Below are 15,773 nucleotides of genomic sequence, written 5' to 3'. Positions count from 1 at the left end.
TATAGAAATGAAAAAGACACTCATTCTTTTGCCACTTTTTGCGGCAAGTATTGCGTTTTCTCAAGAAAAGAGAGTGATTACAGGTTCGGTTCAAGACGAAAAATCGTTGGTTGGAATTGCTGGTGCGTCTGTTAAAATTGAAGCTCAATCAATTTCGACAAAAACAGATCAAAAAGGAATTATAGAAAGTGTAACGGTTGGTACTGTTACAGATGAAGATGGTTTCTTTTCATTAGAAGTTCCTGCAGGTACAAAATCTGTATTGATTAGTTATTTAGGCTATGATTCTAAATTAGTTGAACTTTCTACAGATTTAGCAACATATCATGTAAGCTTAAAATCAACTTCAGGTGAAGTTCTTCCAGAAAATAATGATCTAAAAGAAGTTGTTGTTACAGGTTATCAAAAAATTGAAAAACGTAAACTAACATCGGCAGTATCAACTGTAAAAATGGATGACATTCAACAAGCTGGTGTTGCTAGTGTTGACCAATTGTTAAGCGGACAAATTGCTGGTGTAGCTGTTTCTACAGAAACTGGTTCGCCTGGTTCGCCAAGTAAAATTAGGATTCGCGGTACTGCTTCTCTTTCAGGTCCACAAGATCCGTTATGGGTGATTGATGGTTTACCATTAGAAGGAAATGATGTACCAAACTTTAGTGATAAAGATAACATCGATCAATTGCAAAACTTTTCTATCGCTGGTTTAAATCCAAACGATATCGAAGATATTACAATCCTTAAAGATGCTGCTGCAACGGCTATTTATGGAGCAAGAGCTGCAAATGGTGTAATTTCGATTACAACAAAACGTGGTAAAAAAGGCGCTATGACGGTTAATTTTTCTGCGAATACATTTGTGACAGCTCGTCCAGATTTTGGTCGTTTAAATTTATTAAATGCTTCACAGAAAGTTGATCTTGAATTAATGCTTGCTAGTCGCGATGATTTAACGTATCGTACTGATAAAGGTGAAGTGATGCGAATTTTGCAAAAGAATGGTCAATTAAATGCTTTACGAAATGGAGGATTTAATTCTTTAGATCTTATCACGCAAAATCAAATTAATTCTTTACGAAATAACACTACCGATTGGGGAAAATTATTGTATCGTAATGCAATTAACACGCAATATGGTTTGAGTATTTCAGGAGGAAATGATCGTTCTGATTATTACTTCTCATTAGGATATTATGATGAGCAAGGAACAACGATCGGAACTGGTTTTGAACGTTATAATCTTACTTTAAAAAACAATTATAAACTTAACGATAAATTAGATGTAGGGATTTCTATTTTTGCAACTTCAAGTGATAAAAAATCTTTTGTAACAGATGCAGATGCGTCTATCAATCCGATTAATTATTCACGAAATGCGAATCCATATTTATCTCCATTCAATGCAGATGGTTCTTATCGTTATGACAACGATATTGATGGATTTGAAGATCGTTCTGTTCCATTCAATTTTATCGAAGAAAGAGAAAACACAAATTATACATTAAAAAACCGTTCGTTAAAAGGTATTATTGATCTTAATTATCAATTAGCAAAAGGTTTAAAATTAACATCTCAATTCGGAATTCAGTACGATAGTAACAAAACAGAAAAATACGCTGAGCAAGAAACTTATTTTACGCGTAAAATGAAAGAAGGAACGCGTTATTATAAATCTGGACAATATTTGTATTTCTTACCTGACGGAGGAGTTAAACAAAATTGGGATAACGAATTTTTTCAATATAACTGGAAGTTACAAGGAACATATAGTACTACGATTAACAATCGTCACGAAATTGATTTGATGGCTGGGACAGAAATTCGTCATACACAAAACGAAACGACTTTAACACGTGCTTTTGGTTACAATAAAACGACGAAAACAGGAACGCCAATCGTTTTCCCAAATTCAAGTTTTGCAGCAGAAAAACGTTACGAAACGTATAGAGAAATGCCAACGGAAGAAAATGCTTATGTATCTACATTTGCAACCGCTTCGTATACATTAGACAGAAAATATACAGTTTTTGGTAGTGTTCGTTATGATGGTACAAATTTATTCGGTGTTAATAAAAAATATAAATACTTACCAATTTGGGCAGTTTCTGCTTCTTGGTTAGTTTCAAAAGAATCGTTTATGGAGAACATCGATTTTATTTCGAATCTTCGTTTACGCGCTTCTTATGGTTTACAAGGAAATATTGATCGTAATACTTCACCTTTCTTTATTGGTGAATATAATGATGCAACAATTTTACCAGGTAATAAAGAAGATATTATCAATGCGATTAATTTACCAAATGATTTGTTGCGTTGGGAAAAAACAACGAATACAAATGTTGGGTTAGATTTAGGTCTTTTCAAAAATCGTATCAACCTTGCTGTTGATGTTTACAATCGTAAAGGAACAGATATGATTAGTATGCGCGAAACACCATTAGAAACAGGTTTTGAATATACAATGGTGAATTGGGGAGAATTAACAAACAAAGGTTTCGAGATTGCTTTAACAACTCGCAACATTGATAAGAAAAACTTTAAATGGTCGACAACAATTAATTTTGCGCACAACAAAAGTAAAGTTCTTAAAGAGCAACAACGTGAAAATAGTTTAATTCCATCTCGTGAAGGTTTACCTGTAAATGCAATTTTTGCTTTAAAAACAGCTGGATTTGACGAATACGGAAATCCAATGTTTTGGAAAGGAGATGAAAAAGTTTCTGCAAAAGAATTCTTTGCTTTATATGACTTATACGAAGATTTTTTACCAGGAGAAATTGTGGATTCTAAATTAACAAGCGAAGAAAAACGTAAATTATTTACTTATATCGGAGATCGCGATCCTAAATTTACAGGAGGTATTATCAATAATTTCAAAATTCACAATTTTGATTTAACGATTTCTGCAGCATTCAATTTAAAACAAACGGTGATGAAAACACCTTCTTATCGTGGAATGGAATTGGATCCAGGTCGTAATTATACGCAAGATATTTTCGAGGCAGGTTCTACACTTCCAGGAATTACAAGTCCAATTAAAGGAGATAACGATAGTTGGATGGCGAACAAATGGTTTGCAGGAAACAATGCAAACGCGTACAATTTATTAGACATTTGGGCGAAAGAAATTAGTTATATGCGAATCAGTAGTATTCGTCTTGGTTATACTTTACCAAACAAATATGCTGAGGTTGTTGGTTTCAAAAGTGCTCGTTTTAGTTTAGAAGGACGTAATTTATTTGTATTTAGTAATGGATACAAAGGTTATTTTGATCCAGAAACTTATGGAAATATTTATGCACAACCAATTGCTAAATCTGTAACAGTAGGACTTAATGTTTCTTTCTAAATTTTAAATCAAATGAAAAAAATATTTTTATTATTAAGCATAGTTGCAGTTAGCTTTACAGCAGTTAGTTGTGACAATTATTTGGATATTGAACCAGATGGAAAAGTGATTCCAAAATCGGTAGAAGATTATCGAATGGTATTAACAAATGCTTATTCAAAATATCCAACACACAAGTCGTTGACAGCTTTACGCACGGATGAGGTTACATTGAATGAATATTCAAATGACTTTATTTCGTACCGTGAAATTGCACAATGGAAGGATACAAATCCAGATCAAATCTCAATTCAATTTCCTTGGGTTAGTTTTTATACAGTGATTTTTTATGCCAATCAAATCATCAACGAAGGACCAAAAACAATGGAAAACTCAGCTGAAAAAGATCAATTATTAGCAGAAGCTTATGCGTTACGTGCGTATGCGTATTTTGATTTGGTGAATTTATATGGAAAACCATATAATTCGGCAACAGCAAGTACAGACAAAGGTGTTCCTTTAAATTTAAAAGTAGATTTAGAAGCAACGCTTAAACCTTCATCTGTTCAAGAAGTTTATAATCATATTGAGTCTGATTTAGCGCAAGCAACAAAGTTGATGAAAATGGATCAGCAATTAGCTGGATTAAATTATAGATTCTCAAATGCAGCTTTAAATGCTTTAGAAGCAAGAATCGCTTTGTATAAAAATGAATGGCAAAAAGCAATTGATTTTTCTGATTCAACACTAAAAATCAAAGGTGATTTAGTAAATTTGAACACAACAAAACAAGTTCCAAATCATTACACATCTGCCGAATCTATTTTAGCTTTAGACAATACATTGAATCCCGCTGTACAATATATGGCTTATGTCTCGCCAGAATTATTAAGCAGTTATGATACTCAAAATGATTTACGTTTTCCTCTTTATTTTGAGAAAAGTGGATCAAAATATAAAGTGATCAAAGGTGGAAATTCAGAGTTCAAAACGTCTTTCCGTGTAGCTGAATTATATTTTATCAAAGCGGAGTCATATTTGAAATTAAACAAGCTAGATCAAGCAAAAGCAACTTTATTTTCGGTTTTACAAAATCGTTATACAACAGCTGGTTTTGCAAAATTACAAACTGAAATTTCTGCGATGAATTCTACTGAATTGATGAAGTTTATTTTAGATGAACGTTTCAGAGAATTTGCGTTGGAAGGACAGCGTTGGTATGATTTACGTCGAGCAAATCAAAAACAAATTATACATCAAATTTCGGGTAAAGAGTATATTTTACAAGAAAATGATGTTCGTTATACAATAGAAATTCCACAAGCAGCTAAGCTCAATAATCCTCATTTATAACATTTTTAGACCGTCTTTATTCATCATTTAGACGGTTTTTTTATACTTTTGCATTCATGAAAATTGCAATTGTAGAGGACGAACTATTGGCGGTTACTTATCTAAAAAATCTGTTAGAGGAGCAATCTATTGTTGCTATTTCTTCGATTACAATTTTGCGTTCAACAAAGCAAGCAACAGAGTTTTTTAGAGAAAATTCGGTTGATTTAATCTTCATGGATATTCATTTGGGTGATGGGAAAAGTTTCGAGATTTTTCAGGAAGTTGAGATTCTAACGCCAATTATTTTTATCACAGCTTATGATGAATATGCGATGAAAGTTTTCAAGCATTTTACAATTGATTATATTCTGAAACCCTTTGAAGTAGAGGAGTTGCATATTGCATTGCAAAAATTTAAAACAATTCGTACAAGTTTTGATATTTCGCCAACATTACAATCTATTGCTGTTTTAGAAAATTCTCCGTCCGAGATTATGCATCGTTTTTTGGTAACTAACGGAAATAAATTACGTTCGGTAGAAGAACACGAGATTGCTTATTTTTTTGCTTCGGGAAAACATCTTTTTATAAAAACGAAAGATGATCAAACCTATATTTATGATGACACAATAAAGGATATTATAAATAAATTGGATGAGACTATTTTCTTCAAAATCAATCGAAAGTTTATTGTTCACATTGATGCAATTATTGAAATAATAAAACATTCAAGTCAAAAAATTGAAATTCATCTTCAACCAAAATCAGAAGCTGAACAAGCTATTTTTATTAGTAAAACACAGATTAATAGTTGGATGGATTGGATGAATAGATAAAAAAAATCTCGCATTTTTGAGATTTTTGTTTTCACTCAATTCGTTCTAATAAATACCAATTATCTTTGAATTTTTGAGAGATTTTATATTCATTTTGAAAATTCATAACTATTTTTATTCTCTAGACTTTTAGTGTAAAATAGTTTATTATAGTTACTTAATCTATATGTTTTAGTTTCAAGTTTTTTATTAAAATAGAAGCCAAGAATTTGATTGTTCTTATAAATTTCTAAACAAAAAAATCCCTCAATTTCTTGAAGGATTTAAATATTATTTGATCGAAAAATTAATTACAACCATTCGTCATCATCTTCTGAATCTTCTAATTCAGCATCGATGAATTGAATATAAAATGCAACAATTTCTCCTTTTTCATTGTAACCAAAGTAAGCAGGGTAGATTCCTTCTCCAAAACCAGCTTGAAAAATTGGCGATTTGAATTCTGTATTTGGAATTGTCCAATTGATCCAATCTCCTTCTTCTGACTGATATTTTGGGTTATTTTTAGCGTTCTCTACGAATAATGCATTGAAATAATCATCGTATAAATTTACATCACCTTTGCTTTCGAATTCATCAATAAATTTTACAAAAGAATCTTTTGCTTCTGCATCAACAATTGTAGCTAAACCACTTTCGATAGAAAAACCAAAATATTCTCCTTCTTGTAATTCGTCAATCAACTCAATCCCTTTCATTGCTTCTTCGTAACGAACAGGTTTTTCGTTTGTAAAAGCAACTTTGATACAACCAATCAAATTCTCAACGTCACCATCGTCTTCAAATTTTACGATGCTTGCAGTTACAGGAAAATTACCTTTTGGCGTTTCAAGGAAATAAGGATCTTTATCCATTGATAAATATTCTCCCAAAGGATCATTTACAAAGATTTTACCTGATGGTAAAGAAACTTCTCCCATTTCGATTTGGTCGATTTCTACACCTCCAATTTCTTTATCTGTAAAATATTTTTCTAAATCATTAGGAGCTAAAGTGAATTCTCTTTTAGATTCCCAAGTTTTTAACCATTCTGCTGTTGGTTGCATAAATTATTGTTTTTAAGTGGTACAAAATTACATTAAATAATGAGAGTAACTCAACTTTTATATGTTAGTGAAAAATTAAATTATCTTAATTTTTTTCTCAATTCGTTCTTATCAATATCATATTCTAAATGCATGATCGAAATTAAATCATCTTCAGAAAGTAAATTGTTTTTGTAATATTGAATTAAAAATGATTCGATTTTAGAAAATTCATTTAACGATTTTTGTAAAAAATAAGCTTCAACAAATTGATTATCTTTTGTTTTTAATGTAATCAAATTACTAATTCCGTGCGAACCTTCTGGATTTTCGAACTCACCAAATTCCTTTACAGCTTTTCCTTTGTAATCTTCATTATCAATGACAATAGAAAACAAATCGTTGATTGAAAAAGTTTGATCCTTTACAGAAATTGTATCTTTTGTAAATGTCAATTTTCCATCAAAATTACCTTTCAATTCTGCCGAAGGTCGCTTAAAATAACCATTCCAATAAGCAACAGCTGTTGCTAAAAGCCCAATAAAAATGTAATAATACGTTTGATTTTTGAACACTTTCAGTTCCAAAAACACAAAACTAATTACAGTAACGGCGAGAAATGATAAGATGACTTTTGCAATCTGTTTATTATTTTTTTTAGGTTTTTCTGGTACAAAAATTTCAAAACTATAACTATCCATGTGCTATTTCTTTACGAACTCTACTTAAACTTTCGGGTGTGATGCCTAAATATGAAGCGATCATCCATTGCGGTATGCGAGAGAGTTGGTTGGGATAAAGACGCATAAATTCTAAATAACGAGTCTTTGCAGATGCACCAAGTAACAAATTAATACGATCTTGTAAACTACGCACATGATTTTGAATTAATTTATTTTGAGCAGCTAAATAATTTGGATTTAATCGAGTGATTAAATCATTCAATTTTTCATTCAATAAAATAACGGTAGAATCTTCTATTGCTTGAATATAAAATTTTGATTGTTGCTTACAAAAAGCACTATTTCTATCACTTACAATCCAATTTTCTGTACCAAATTGCAAGACATGTTCTTTTCCATTTTCATCTATTGTATAAGAACGAATAACGCCAGATTCAACAAAAAAATAATCTTCGGAATATTCGCCAGGTTCTAAAATAAATTCATTCTTTTTGATGTGTTTTACCACCAAAAATTTTTCAATTTCTGCCCATTGTTCTTCTGTCAGATCAATAATATTTGATAAATGTTTTTTATAATTTTCCATATGTATAGGAGTATGCAACAAATTTAAGAGAAATTAATCAATAAAATTGTATCAATATTTGTTACAATTAAAAAATTTGTACTAAATTTGTCCCATCGATATAGAGAAATGAATAATTTAAGATTTGCAACGGCGATTCATATTTTAGTTTTGACTGAAAAATTCAAGGGACAATTAATAACTTCTGATTTTATTGCGGGAAGTATTAATGTGAATCCTGTTGTGGTTCGTCGTGAGATTAAATTCTTGAAAGAAGCAGGTTTCATCGATTCGAAAAAAGGGAAAGAAGGAGGAATTTACTTAGTTAAAGATTCTGCTGATATTTTGTTAGGCGATGTCTATAAAATTGTCAATCAAGAAAATGTTTTTGGAAGAATGAATCATACCAATCCAGAATGTCCAGTTGGTAAACAAATGAATAACAATCTTGAAAAATTATTTTATGATGCTGAATCAGAGTTGATTAAGTCGTTAAATCATAAAACTTTAAAACAATTTTCTGATGAATTTCAGTAAAAATTTTTATCTTTAAATGTAACAAAATTAATTACAATATAAAATCAAAAATTAAATAAAATGAGAGTAGCAGTAATTGGAGCAACAGGTTTTGTAGGCTCACATATCGTAGAAGAATTGGTAAATAGAAATCAATCTATCAAAGCATTTGCACGAAATACAGACAACGTTTTGGATAGTAAAAACGTAGCTAAAGTGGCATTAGATGTAAACGATGTGCAAGCTTTGGCGACAGATTTGAAAGGTGCTGATGTGGTTGTAAGTGCTTTTAATGCAGGTTGGACAAATCCAAATATTTATGAAGATTATTTGAAAGGCGCAAAAGCAATTGAAGAAGCAACTAAATTGGCTGGTGTAAAACGTTTGATTGTTGTTGGTGGAGCGGGAAGTCTGTATGTGAATGATAAAAAAGAACTGCAAATTGTAGACGCGCCAGATTTTCCTGAGCAAATAAAACAAGGCGCTTTGGCTGCGAGAGATTATTATAATATCTTGAAACAAGATAATGAGTTGGATTGGACAATGTTTTCTCCAGCGCCAGAAATGCATCAAGGAACTTCTGGAGAGCGAAAAGGTACGTATCGTTTAGGGAATGATGTACCTGTTTTCAATGCAGAAGGTCGTAGTATTTTGTCTGTGGAAGATGTTGCAGTGGTGATTGCAGATGAAATTGAAAATGCCAATCATATAAAAAGCAGATTTACAGCAGCTTATTAGTGTTTTTAAATAAATTTATAATAAAATTATTTTTATGGGACAATTTTTTGTTTTTGGTACGGTTTGTGAAAAACAGATAGCAAATACAAGAATAATGAAATTGTCAATCGCAATAGGATGTTTAATTCTAAGTTTAGGATTTGTTCTAATATGCTCTTTTCTAAATCTTGGTGTATTTTTTAATCAACTGCTTGGAGTAGTTTTTCTGTTCTGTAGTTTGTTTATGGGATATTTAGGTTTTGTCAATTTATTTGAACACCTAAATCATTCAAGATTAGTAAATAAAGGAGTAAAAGTAAAAGCACATATTATTGAAATAAAAAGAGGTTTATTAGGAGAAAATCATTTGCCAGACTATATAGTTGAAGTTTTTTATAAACATCCAAATACTGAAAAAATTTATTATACAGAATTTGAATATTTTGGAGATGTTAACGCAAGTGAGAATCTAAAGAAAGGAAAAGAGGTTGATATTTTAATCGATCCTCAAAATCCAGAAAATATTTATTATAAAAATGTAATTTAAAAAGGCTGTCCTAACAAATAAGACAGCCTTTATTATTTTTATTCGGATAAAAACTATTGTTTGATATACGTTTTATTTCCATTGTCATTGATGTAGTATTTTCCACCTTTTGGTCCTACATAAACTTTGTGCCCATTGTAAGTACCTGCAGTGGTAGTTTTAGCTACAGTCGTTTTCTCCACTTTTTTTTCTGAAACTACTTTTTTATCAGTTGTACCTTTAGGGGTAACTTCAGTTTTCTTAGTTGTGGTTACTTTTACATCCTTTTTAGCATCTGTTCCTTTTTTATCTGCTGATGCTTTAGTTGTTGTTTTTACTGTTTCTGTCTTAGTTGCTTTTGTTGGAGTTTTTGTTTGAGCAAATGCTACAGATGATCCAGTAAAAGCAAATAAGCTAAGCGCGATAGCTGTTTTTTTAATTAAATTCATAGTGATTTTGTTTTGAATTGTTATTTATATTCAGTTAAAATTTCTATTCAATATTAAACAAATTATCATCCAAAACAATAAGAATAAACTTAAGATTAGCTTAAGAAAAATTATTTTAAATGATCCAATAACATTTCTGCTGTCGCTGGGTTTGTAGCTAATGGAATATTGTGTACATCGCACAGTCTCAATAACATATTTACATCTGGTTCGTGCGGATGTTTTCCCATCGGATCTCTAAAAAAGAAAACCATATCTGTTTTTCCTTCTACAACTCGAGCAGCAATTTGCGCGTCACCACCAAGAGGACCAGATAGATAGCGCGTAACTTTTAGTCCAGTTTGCTCCGCATACTTTCCTGTCGTTCCTGTTGCGATAAATGTGATATTATTATTGTTTAAAGCTTCTTTATGTTTCATTAAAAAATTGACCATTTCAGCTTTTTTTCCATCATGAGCGATCAATGCTATTTCCATATATTTTTTCTATTTAATCTAAAATATTACTTTTGTACAAAGTTAGCAGAACAATCTTAAATAACGAGTTGTTTTCAGAATTATAAATAGTATACGACTATGAAATTTAATTTATTAACGGTAAAAGAAATTGTAAAATTAACGGCTGATGCTGTTCAAATTTCGTTTGATGTTCCTGAGGAATTACACGAAGAATACAATTTTTTACCTGGACAATATATCACTCTTAATATTAATGGAGAACGAAGAGATTATTCTTTGTGCGAATCTCCTAAAGATAAAAAATGGAGCATTGGTGTTAAATCTCAACCAAATGGAAAGATTTCTTCTTATTTAGCAAATGAGTTAAAAGTTGGTGATCAATTGGAAGTTTCTACGCCAAGTGGACGTTTTACAATTCCTACAAAACCAAATGAAAAACGTACGTTATTAGCTTTTACAGCGGGTAGTGGAATCACGCCAATTATGAGTATGTTAGAGTTTACGTTGCAGACTGAAGAGTGGGTAAATTTTCATATTTTTTATGTGAATAGAGACGAAAACTCAATCATGTTCAAAGAGCGTTTGACAGAATTGAAACAAAAATATCCAAACAATGTTTTTATTCATCATTTCTATACACGTCAAGATCAGGAGAATTTCATTTACAATGGACGAATTGATGAGAAGAAATTTGATTTAATCTTGAATCAAATTATTGATATCAACGAAGTAGATGAAGCAATGGTTTGTGGACCAGAACAAATGATTTTGACTTTAGCGAAGAAAATCAACGAAGCTGGAATTATCGAGAAACATATTCATTTTGAAATGTTTAATCCTTCAGTGAAAACAGAAGATATTTTTACAAAACATGACGAAGGACCTCAAACGGTTCAAGTTACTGTAACGCTTGATGGAGAAACTTCTGAAGTGACTTGGGATAGAGGAAAAAATTTGATTGATACGATGTTAGATGCTGGTATTGACGCACCATATTCATGCAAAGGAGGTGTTTGTTCGTCTTGTATGTGTAAGATAACGAAAGGTGAAGTGCATATTGGAGACAACTATGTATTAACAGATTCTGATTACGAAGAAGGAATGACTTTAGCGTGTATTTCTCGTCCAAAAACAGCTACTTTAGCAATTGATTTTGATGAAGTTTAAGAACAATATATTCTAAATAAAAAAGACGGAAATTATAAGTTTCCGTCTTTTTTTATTTTATGATAATCTAATTTTCTTCATCAAACATTTCCTTGAATGAGACAAATTCTCTTCCCGGAAGAATTAAATTTAGAGCAACTCCAATTATAGAAGCCAAAGCCATTCCTTCTAAAGAAAATAAATCTCCGATGTGAATTGCCGCACCACCAATTCCTATAATTAGGATAACAGATGAAATGATTAGGTTTCGTTTTATCTTAAAATCAACTTTATTTTCGATTAGCATTCTCAAACCGCTCGAAGCAATAATTCCAAATAATAAAATTGAAACGCCACCCATAACTGGTGTTGGAATTGTACTTAATAAAGCTGAAACTTTACCACAAAATCCAAATAAAATAGCAAAACAAGCTGCTCCAATAAATACATAAATACTAAAAGCTCTTGTAATAGCTAAAACACCAATATTCTCGCCATACGTCGTGTTTGGAGGCCCACCTAAACAAGCTGCAATCATTGTTGCAATTCCATCTCCTAACATAGATCGGTCTAAACCTGGATCTTCAATTAAATCTCTATTCACGACTTTACTCAAAACTAATTGATGTCCGATATGTTCAGCGATTGGTACAATTGCAACCGGAATCATTAAGAAAATAACATACCAAGATAATGTAGGCGTATAATCTACAAAAGGAACCGTAAAATCTGGAATCATAAACCATTTTGCTTCTATAACAGGATTTAAATCAATAACACCCATTGTAATTGCAAAAATATATCCTCCAATAATTCCGACCAAAACTGGAATTACACTCAAAAAACCTTTACTGAAAATTGCTGTAATTATCGTGATAATTAACGTAACAAAACCAATTGTAACATAGGTTAAATCATATTCACCAGAAGGATTATTCGTCACCATTTTGATTGCTGTAGAAGCTAATCCCAGACCAATTACCATAATTACTGGACCAACAACAATAGGAGGTAAAAGTTTCATTAACCATTTTGTTCCAGCCGTTGCGATAAATAGTGCGACCAATGAATAGGTAACTCCTACCAAAAAACTACCAACCAAGAAACTTCCTGTCGCAATTCCACTTTCTGGGTTTGCTTCTAAAGCTTTCATTGCGATAATTGGATTGATAAAAGCAAATGAAGAACCAAGGTAAGAAGGGACTTTTCCTCGCGTAATTAAGATGAAAACTAAAGTTCCGATTCCGCTCGAAATTAATGCAATTGCTGGTGACATTCCTGTCAAAGCAGGAACTAAAACTGTTGCACCAAACATTGCAAAAAGATGTTGTATACTTAATAATATACCTTGTCCTAACTTCGGTTTTTCGTCGATAGCTAAGACAATATTTTGGTCATTTTGTTGACTCATTTGTAAAGAAATTGAAATTGTTTTGTTTGAATGCAAAAGTAGCTCAAAACGATTAATAAGTACAGAAATCATATAACTATTTAGCGAAATCTTGTAAACGATTTTGTGCCAATTCTAGCGAAATTTGTAAAATAAAAATCAATGAATTATGAAAACAAAAGAATTAAAATTCAAAACAAATATAAATTGTAGTGGTTGCGTGAGCAAAGTGAAGCCTTTTTTGGATAAGTTAGATGGTTTAGAAGCTTGGGAAGTTGATACTGATAATCCTGATAAAGTTTTGTCTGTAAAAATTAATCAAGCAACAGACGAAGAAATTATTGATACAATTGAGGAAGTTGGTTTTTCAGCTGAATTAATTGAAGAATAGATATTTTTTTAGGTAGAATGACTTATTTTTTGTGATAATTTAAGTCAATATAATCTCAAGTTAATCTTGTATTGACTTGAGATTTTTTATTTTATTTTTTCGAAATTGTAGAAAGAAAAGTACGCCCATTGCAAGTTGAAGGATGAATAATAAAATAATCCACGTATTCATTTTTGCTGCAAAATCTGATAATTGGTTGTACATTATATCATATTTATCTATTGAAGTTTCAGCTATATTTTTCACAAACTGTATATCATTCGATTTTTCAATCAGCATAATTTGTTCACCTTTATAACCTTCATTTTTATTCGGAACAAGCTCAATTTGATTAGCGCTTACAAAAAACAGAAAAACACTAATGATTGTAGATAAAAATAATAGAAAATAATTGATGTATTTCATGGGTTATAAAATCTTTCGTAAAGATACATTAACTTTTCTTAGCTTGCTTTATATGCGCCAAATGATGATTGCAATGCCAAGCATATATCGCAAGATTTGTTTTTAAATCAATCCTAATTGCCCAGCCTTCTGGACGATATTGTTGTTCTAATTCAGCTTCTGAAAGAGAGGTAATTTCATTCTGAATTTTTTGTGGAAATTCACGAATTATTGAAATCCATTGTTCAATAGATTCTTTATTAAATGATGCTGGAATTTCAAATTTTCCAATCGGATATTTTAAATTTTCAAGTGTTTTCATATTGTTCTTAAATTTAATAAATTATACAACTTTACTGATAAAAATTATTCTATTTTCTTAGAACGAGTCACTAACTTTGCAACTTCAAAAAATAATTGTGCAAACCAAACGCATCATAAAATTTGTCACCATACTGATTATTTTTGTAATTCAGTTTTTGTTTCTATTTGCGATAATGAACGAGCGGATAGAACATTATGTTGTGCCATATATTATTGTTGCGATTTGTGCTTTGTTGTTAATTGTTTACCGCAAATTCCCGTTACATCATCACGAATATTCATTTGATCGAAAAACATTAGTTTTATGGATTCCTATAGCGGCAATTATAACGTATTTAATCAATAATCAACTTGGTTTAGGAGGCGTTTTTTCAGCTGGAATTATCGGAACTTTAGGTTCTTTTTTAACGAAGTTTAATCCTCGTTCAGAATATCTAAAACAAATTGCTGGACCTATTTATTGTGGCGCTTTCATTGGAATGACTTCGCTTGATTTTCAGTATGTTTATTGGATGATTATTACGGCAGGAGTTTTTACAGCCTTGTTGTTTTTTGCTACAAAATCGTTATTTGTTGGTGTGGGAGGAAAGCTGGGAACGTTAGCATTTATAGGTGTTTTGTTAAGTATGTTGTTGTTTAAATTAATTGCGGGCTAATGATTATTGAATTTTTAATATTAATGATGTGTTCAATAATAGCTTCATTAACAACGTACGAATTAAATATTCGTTTCAAACAAGGTCCAGTTCGTGCTTCTGCGATGATTGCGATGATTGTAGGCGGATTTTTCTATTTCTTTCCGACAATTTTACCTGAGTTTTATACCAAAAATATTCCGTTGTATGTAATAGGTGGAACTTTCATTGGGATGGTATCATCAACCATAAATATCAGTTATTTTTCGTTGGTTTTTTCTCCAATTTTATTTGCAGTTTTATTGCATTATACGAGCAAAATTTTCAATGGTTATGGAGGTGCGTTAGGTACAACTGCTTGCATCTCATTGATGTGTACAATGGCATTCCCAATTATTACAAAAAATAAAAAGGTGACCTATGGTTATCGCTTAATTCGAATTATTTTCAAGAAAAGAAAACGGAATAGAATTATTAAACGAAAAGTTTAATCAAAGCAATTGAAAACTATCTCTCCCAATGTTTTACTTTTCCAATAATTGATTTGTTTAATTTCTGATTCTCCTAATAATTCTAAATCAGAAACGTCAACTTTTTTGTTTAATTCTTTTGGATTCAGAAGGATTAAACTTGAGTTTACTTCGGCTTTTAATTGTGAAATTAATTCAACAGGAAAGTCAATAAATTTCAAATCGAAACATCTATTTTTTTCGACACAAGCAAAGATTAAATAAGTAGAATTTACAATCAAATAAAATTCTTGTTTTGTCTTTTGATGATTGATTTTAATTTGATAAAAGTTAGAAGAATCATTCGCTTTCAGAACAATTTCTGTCTTGATAAATGGATAATTAATTCCTTTCAGAATTTTCTCTAAATCTTCTATTGTATAATTAGGAGTGGCGTCAAAACCTGTAATTCCTTTTTGTAATTTCATAAATTTTGGTTGTCAATATATTTTAAAAGTAATATTTATTCGTTCAATTTGTATGATTCTCAACTTTAGGAAATTGTTAAGTTTTTAAATCATATTTTATGAATCTGATATGATTTATTGTGTCATAT

The 15,773-nt window shown here is 30.9% G+C and carries 19 protein-coding genes; 10 read left to right on the top strand and 9 right to left on the bottom strand.

Annotated features, from left to right (window positions below):
- The first annotated feature begins 7 nt into the window (after positions 1-7).
- Genes N5D90_RS02625 through N5D90_RS02615 form a run of 3 tightly spaced genes read left to right on the top strand, consistent with a single transcriptional unit; the run spans position 8 to position 5,499 of the window.
- Entirely contained in the window at positions 8-3,349 is a 3,342-nt protein-coding gene (locus N5D90_RS02625; RefSeq protein ID WP_280061472.1) for a SusC/RagA family TonB-linked outer membrane protein, read from the top strand.
- A 12-nt stretch (positions 3,350-3,361) separates the two neighbouring features.
- Complete coding sequence (locus N5D90_RS02620) at positions 3,362-4,681, top strand: RagB/SusD family nutrient uptake outer membrane protein (RefSeq protein WP_280061471.1); 1,320 nt, start codon at positions 3,362-3,364, stop codon at positions 4,679-4,681.
- A gap of 56 nt (positions 4,682-4,737) precedes the next feature.
- Positions 4,738-5,499 (top strand): LytTR family DNA-binding domain-containing protein, encoded by a 762-nt coding sequence (locus N5D90_RS02615; protein WP_280061470.1) that lies wholly within the window; start codon positions 4,738-4,740, stop codon positions 5,497-5,499.
- A gap of 290 nt (positions 5,500-5,789) precedes the next feature.
- Here the strand turns inward: N5D90_RS02615 and N5D90_RS02610 are convergent, their stop codons facing one another.
- The 3 genes from N5D90_RS02610 to N5D90_RS02600 all read right to left on the bottom strand — a co-directional run bounded on the left by N5D90_RS02610 (position 5,790) and on the right by N5D90_RS02600 (position 7,793).
- Positions 5,790-6,545, bottom strand: coding sequence for a DUF4241 domain-containing protein (locus tag N5D90_RS02610; RefSeq protein ID WP_038335748.1), 756 nt, complete (start codon positions 6,543-6,545; stop codon positions 5,790-5,792).
- Positions 6,546-6,625: 80 nt separating this feature from the next.
- On the bottom strand, positions 6,626-7,225 hold the full coding sequence (locus N5D90_RS02605) for a hypothetical protein (RefSeq protein ID WP_038335749.1): 600 nt from the start codon (positions 7,223-7,225) through the stop codon (positions 6,626-6,628).
- Positions 7,218-7,793 (bottom strand): Crp/Fnr family transcriptional regulator, encoded by a 576-nt coding sequence (locus N5D90_RS02600; protein WP_038335750.1) that lies wholly within the window; start codon positions 7,791-7,793, stop codon positions 7,218-7,220. The genes N5D90_RS02605 and N5D90_RS02600 overlap by 8 nt, the downstream gene beginning before the upstream one ends.
- A gap of 108 nt (positions 7,794-7,901) precedes the next feature.
- Here N5D90_RS02600 and N5D90_RS02595 point away from each other — a divergent pair, with 108 nt between their 5' ends.
- The 3 genes from N5D90_RS02595 to N5D90_RS02585 all read left to right on the top strand — a co-directional run bounded on the left by N5D90_RS02595 (position 7,902) and on the right by N5D90_RS02585 (position 9,552).
- Positions 7,902-8,309: an Rrf2 family transcriptional regulator gene (locus tag N5D90_RS02595; RefSeq protein ID WP_280061469.1), complete on the top strand. Its 408-nt coding sequence runs from the start codon at positions 7,902-7,904 to the stop codon at positions 8,307-8,309.
- 60 nt (positions 8,310-8,369) lie between these two features.
- Complete coding sequence (locus tag N5D90_RS02590; protein WP_038335757.1) at positions 8,370-9,026, top strand: NAD(P)-dependent oxidoreductase; 657 nt, start codon at positions 8,370-8,372, stop codon at positions 9,024-9,026.
- A gap of 94 nt (positions 9,027-9,120) precedes the next feature.
- A complete protein-coding gene (locus N5D90_RS02585; protein ID WP_280061468.1) occupies positions 9,121-9,552 on the top strand; it encodes a hypothetical protein in 432 nt (143 codons plus the stop codon).
- Positions 9,553-9,605: 53 nt separating this feature from the next.
- Here N5D90_RS02585 and N5D90_RS02580 read toward each other — a convergent pair whose 3' ends face one another.
- Positions 9,606-9,980, bottom strand: coding sequence for a hypothetical protein (locus tag N5D90_RS02580; protein ID WP_052217816.1), 375 nt, complete (start codon positions 9,978-9,980; stop codon positions 9,606-9,608).
- 110 nt (positions 9,981-10,090) lie between these two features.
- Complete coding sequence (locus N5D90_RS02575) at positions 10,091-10,456, bottom strand: methylglyoxal synthase (protein WP_038335760.1); 366 nt, start codon at positions 10,454-10,456, stop codon at positions 10,091-10,093.
- A 99-nt stretch (positions 10,457-10,555) separates the two neighbouring features.
- Between N5D90_RS02575 and N5D90_RS02570 the strand changes: the two genes are divergently transcribed.
- The gene (locus N5D90_RS02570; protein ID WP_280061467.1) at positions 10,556-11,605 is read left to right on the top strand and encodes a 2Fe-2S iron-sulfur cluster-binding protein; all 1,050 of its coding nucleotides are present in this window, start codon (positions 10,556-10,558) and stop codon (positions 11,603-11,605) included.
- A 67-nt stretch (positions 11,606-11,672) separates the two neighbouring features.
- Here the strand turns inward: N5D90_RS02570 and N5D90_RS02565 are convergent, their stop codons facing one another.
- Complete coding sequence (locus N5D90_RS02565; protein ID WP_280061466.1) at positions 11,673-12,995, bottom strand: solute carrier family 23 protein; 1,323 nt, start codon at positions 12,993-12,995, stop codon at positions 11,673-11,675.
- A 148-nt stretch (positions 12,996-13,143) separates the two neighbouring features.
- Between N5D90_RS02565 and N5D90_RS02560 the strand changes: the two genes are divergently transcribed.
- Positions 13,144-13,365, top strand: coding sequence for a heavy-metal-associated domain-containing protein (locus tag N5D90_RS02560; protein WP_280061465.1), 222 nt, complete (start codon positions 13,144-13,146; stop codon positions 13,363-13,365).
- A 60-nt stretch (positions 13,366-13,425) separates the two neighbouring features.
- On the opposite strand, the gene N5D90_RS02555 is transcribed toward N5D90_RS02560, so the two are convergent.
- Positions 13,426-13,770, bottom strand: a complete 345-nt coding sequence (locus tag N5D90_RS02555) for a hypothetical protein (RefSeq protein WP_280061464.1) — start codon at positions 13,768-13,770, stop codon at positions 13,426-13,428.
- A gap of 28 nt (positions 13,771-13,798) precedes the next feature.
- Positions 13,799-14,071 carry a hypothetical protein gene (locus N5D90_RS02550; RefSeq protein WP_280061463.1) on the bottom strand — a complete coding sequence of 91 codons (273 nt, stop codon included), beginning with the start codon at positions 14,069-14,071 and terminating at the stop codon, positions 13,799-13,801.
- Between the two features lie 175 nt (positions 14,072-14,246).
- On the opposite strand from N5D90_RS02550, the gene N5D90_RS02545 reads away from it, so the two are divergent.
- Both N5D90_RS02545 and N5D90_RS02540 read left to right on the top strand, forming a co-directional pair.
- The gene (locus N5D90_RS02545; protein WP_280038000.1) at positions 14,247-14,729 is read left to right on the top strand and encodes a hypothetical protein; all 483 of its coding nucleotides are present in this window, start codon (positions 14,247-14,249) and stop codon (positions 14,727-14,729) included.
- A gap of 23 nt (positions 14,730-14,752) precedes the next feature.
- The gene (locus N5D90_RS02540; protein ID WP_280061462.1) at positions 14,753-15,199 is read left to right on the top strand and encodes a hypothetical protein; all 447 of its coding nucleotides are present in this window, start codon (positions 14,753-14,755) and stop codon (positions 15,197-15,199) included.
- On the opposite strand, the gene N5D90_RS02535 is transcribed toward N5D90_RS02540, so the two are convergent.
- Positions 15,196-15,645 carry a hypothetical protein gene (locus N5D90_RS02535; RefSeq protein WP_125349355.1) on the bottom strand — a complete coding sequence of 150 codons (450 nt, stop codon included), beginning with the start codon at positions 15,643-15,645 and terminating at the stop codon, positions 15,196-15,198. The genes N5D90_RS02540 and N5D90_RS02535 overlap by 4 nt on opposite strands.
- Positions 15,646-15,773: the final 128 nt, after the last annotated feature.

The organism is Empedobacter sp. GD03797, assembly GCF_029842105.1.
GTDB lineage: Bacteria > Bacteroidota > Bacteroidia > Flavobacteriales > Weeksellaceae > Empedobacter > Empedobacter falsenii_C.
Note: the sequence above shows the minus strand (reverse complement) of the source record. Positions and strands in the feature narration are given on the sequence as shown.

What these genes read in the sequence shown, in the direction of transcription:
- N5D90_RS02545 (WP_280038000.1), top strand. Translation starts at nt 14,247, where the DNA reads ATGAACGAGCGGATAGAACATTATGTTGTGCCATATATTATTGTTGCG.
- N5D90_RS02590 (WP_038335757.1), top strand. Translation starts at nt 8,370, where the DNA reads ATGAGAGTAGCAGTAATTGGAGCAACAGGTTTTGTAGGCTCACATATC.
- N5D90_RS02625 (WP_280061472.1), top strand. Translation starts at nt 8, where the DNA reads ATGAAAAAGACACTCATTCTTTTGCCACTTTTTGCGGCAAGTATTGCG.
- N5D90_RS02605 (WP_038335749.1), bottom strand. Translation starts at nt 7,225, where the DNA reads ATGGATAGTTATAGTTTTGAAATTTTTGTACCAGAAAAACCTAAAAAA.
- N5D90_RS02620 (WP_280061471.1), top strand. Translation starts at nt 3,362, where the DNA reads ATGAAAAAAATATTTTTATTATTAAGCATAGTTGCAGTTAGCTTTACA.
- N5D90_RS02585 (WP_280061468.1), top strand. Translation starts at nt 9,121, where the DNA reads ATGAAATTGTCAATCGCAATAGGATGTTTAATTCTAAGTTTAGGATTT.
- N5D90_RS02560 (WP_280061465.1), top strand. Translation starts at nt 13,144, where the DNA reads ATGAAAACAAAAGAATTAAAATTCAAAACAAATATAAATTGTAGTGGT.
- N5D90_RS02580 (WP_052217816.1), bottom strand. Translation starts at nt 9,980, where the DNA reads ATGAATTTAATTAAAAAAACAGCTATCGCGCTTAGCTTATTTGCTTTT.
- N5D90_RS02565 (WP_280061466.1), bottom strand. Translation starts at nt 12,995, where the DNA reads ATGAGTCAACAAAATGACCAAAATATTGTCTTAGCTATCGACGAAAAA.
- N5D90_RS02550 (WP_280061463.1), bottom strand. Translation starts at nt 14,071, where the DNA reads ATGAAAACACTTGAAAATTTAAAATATCCGATTGGAAAATTTGAAATT.
- N5D90_RS02595 (WP_280061469.1), top strand. Translation starts at nt 7,902, where the DNA reads ATGAATAATTTAAGATTTGCAACGGCGATTCATATTTTAGTTTTGACT.
- N5D90_RS02535 (WP_125349355.1), bottom strand. Translation starts at nt 15,645, where the DNA reads ATGAAATTACAAAAAGGAATTACAGGTTTTGACGCCACTCCTAATTAT.
- N5D90_RS02570 (WP_280061467.1), top strand. Translation starts at nt 10,556, where the DNA reads ATGAAATTTAATTTATTAACGGTAAAAGAAATTGTAAAATTAACGGCT.
- N5D90_RS02615 (WP_280061470.1), top strand. Translation starts at nt 4,738, where the DNA reads ATGAAAATTGCAATTGTAGAGGACGAACTATTGGCGGTTACTTATCTA.
- N5D90_RS02555 (WP_280061464.1), bottom strand. Translation starts at nt 13,770, where the DNA reads ATGAAATACATCAATTATTTTCTATTATTTTTATCTACAATCATTAGT.
- N5D90_RS02540 (WP_280061462.1), top strand. Translation starts at nt 14,753, where the DNA reads ATGATGTGTTCAATAATAGCTTCATTAACAACGTACGAATTAAATATT.
- N5D90_RS02575 (WP_038335760.1), bottom strand. Translation starts at nt 10,456, where the DNA reads ATGGAAATAGCATTGATCGCTCATGATGGAAAAAAAGCTGAAATGGTC.
- N5D90_RS02610 (WP_038335748.1), bottom strand. Translation starts at nt 6,545, where the DNA reads ATGCAACCAACAGCAGAATGGTTAAAAACTTGGGAATCTAAAAGAGAA.
- N5D90_RS02600 (WP_038335750.1), bottom strand. Translation starts at nt 7,793, where the DNA reads ATGGAAAATTATAAAAAACATTTATCAAATATTATTGATCTGACAGAA.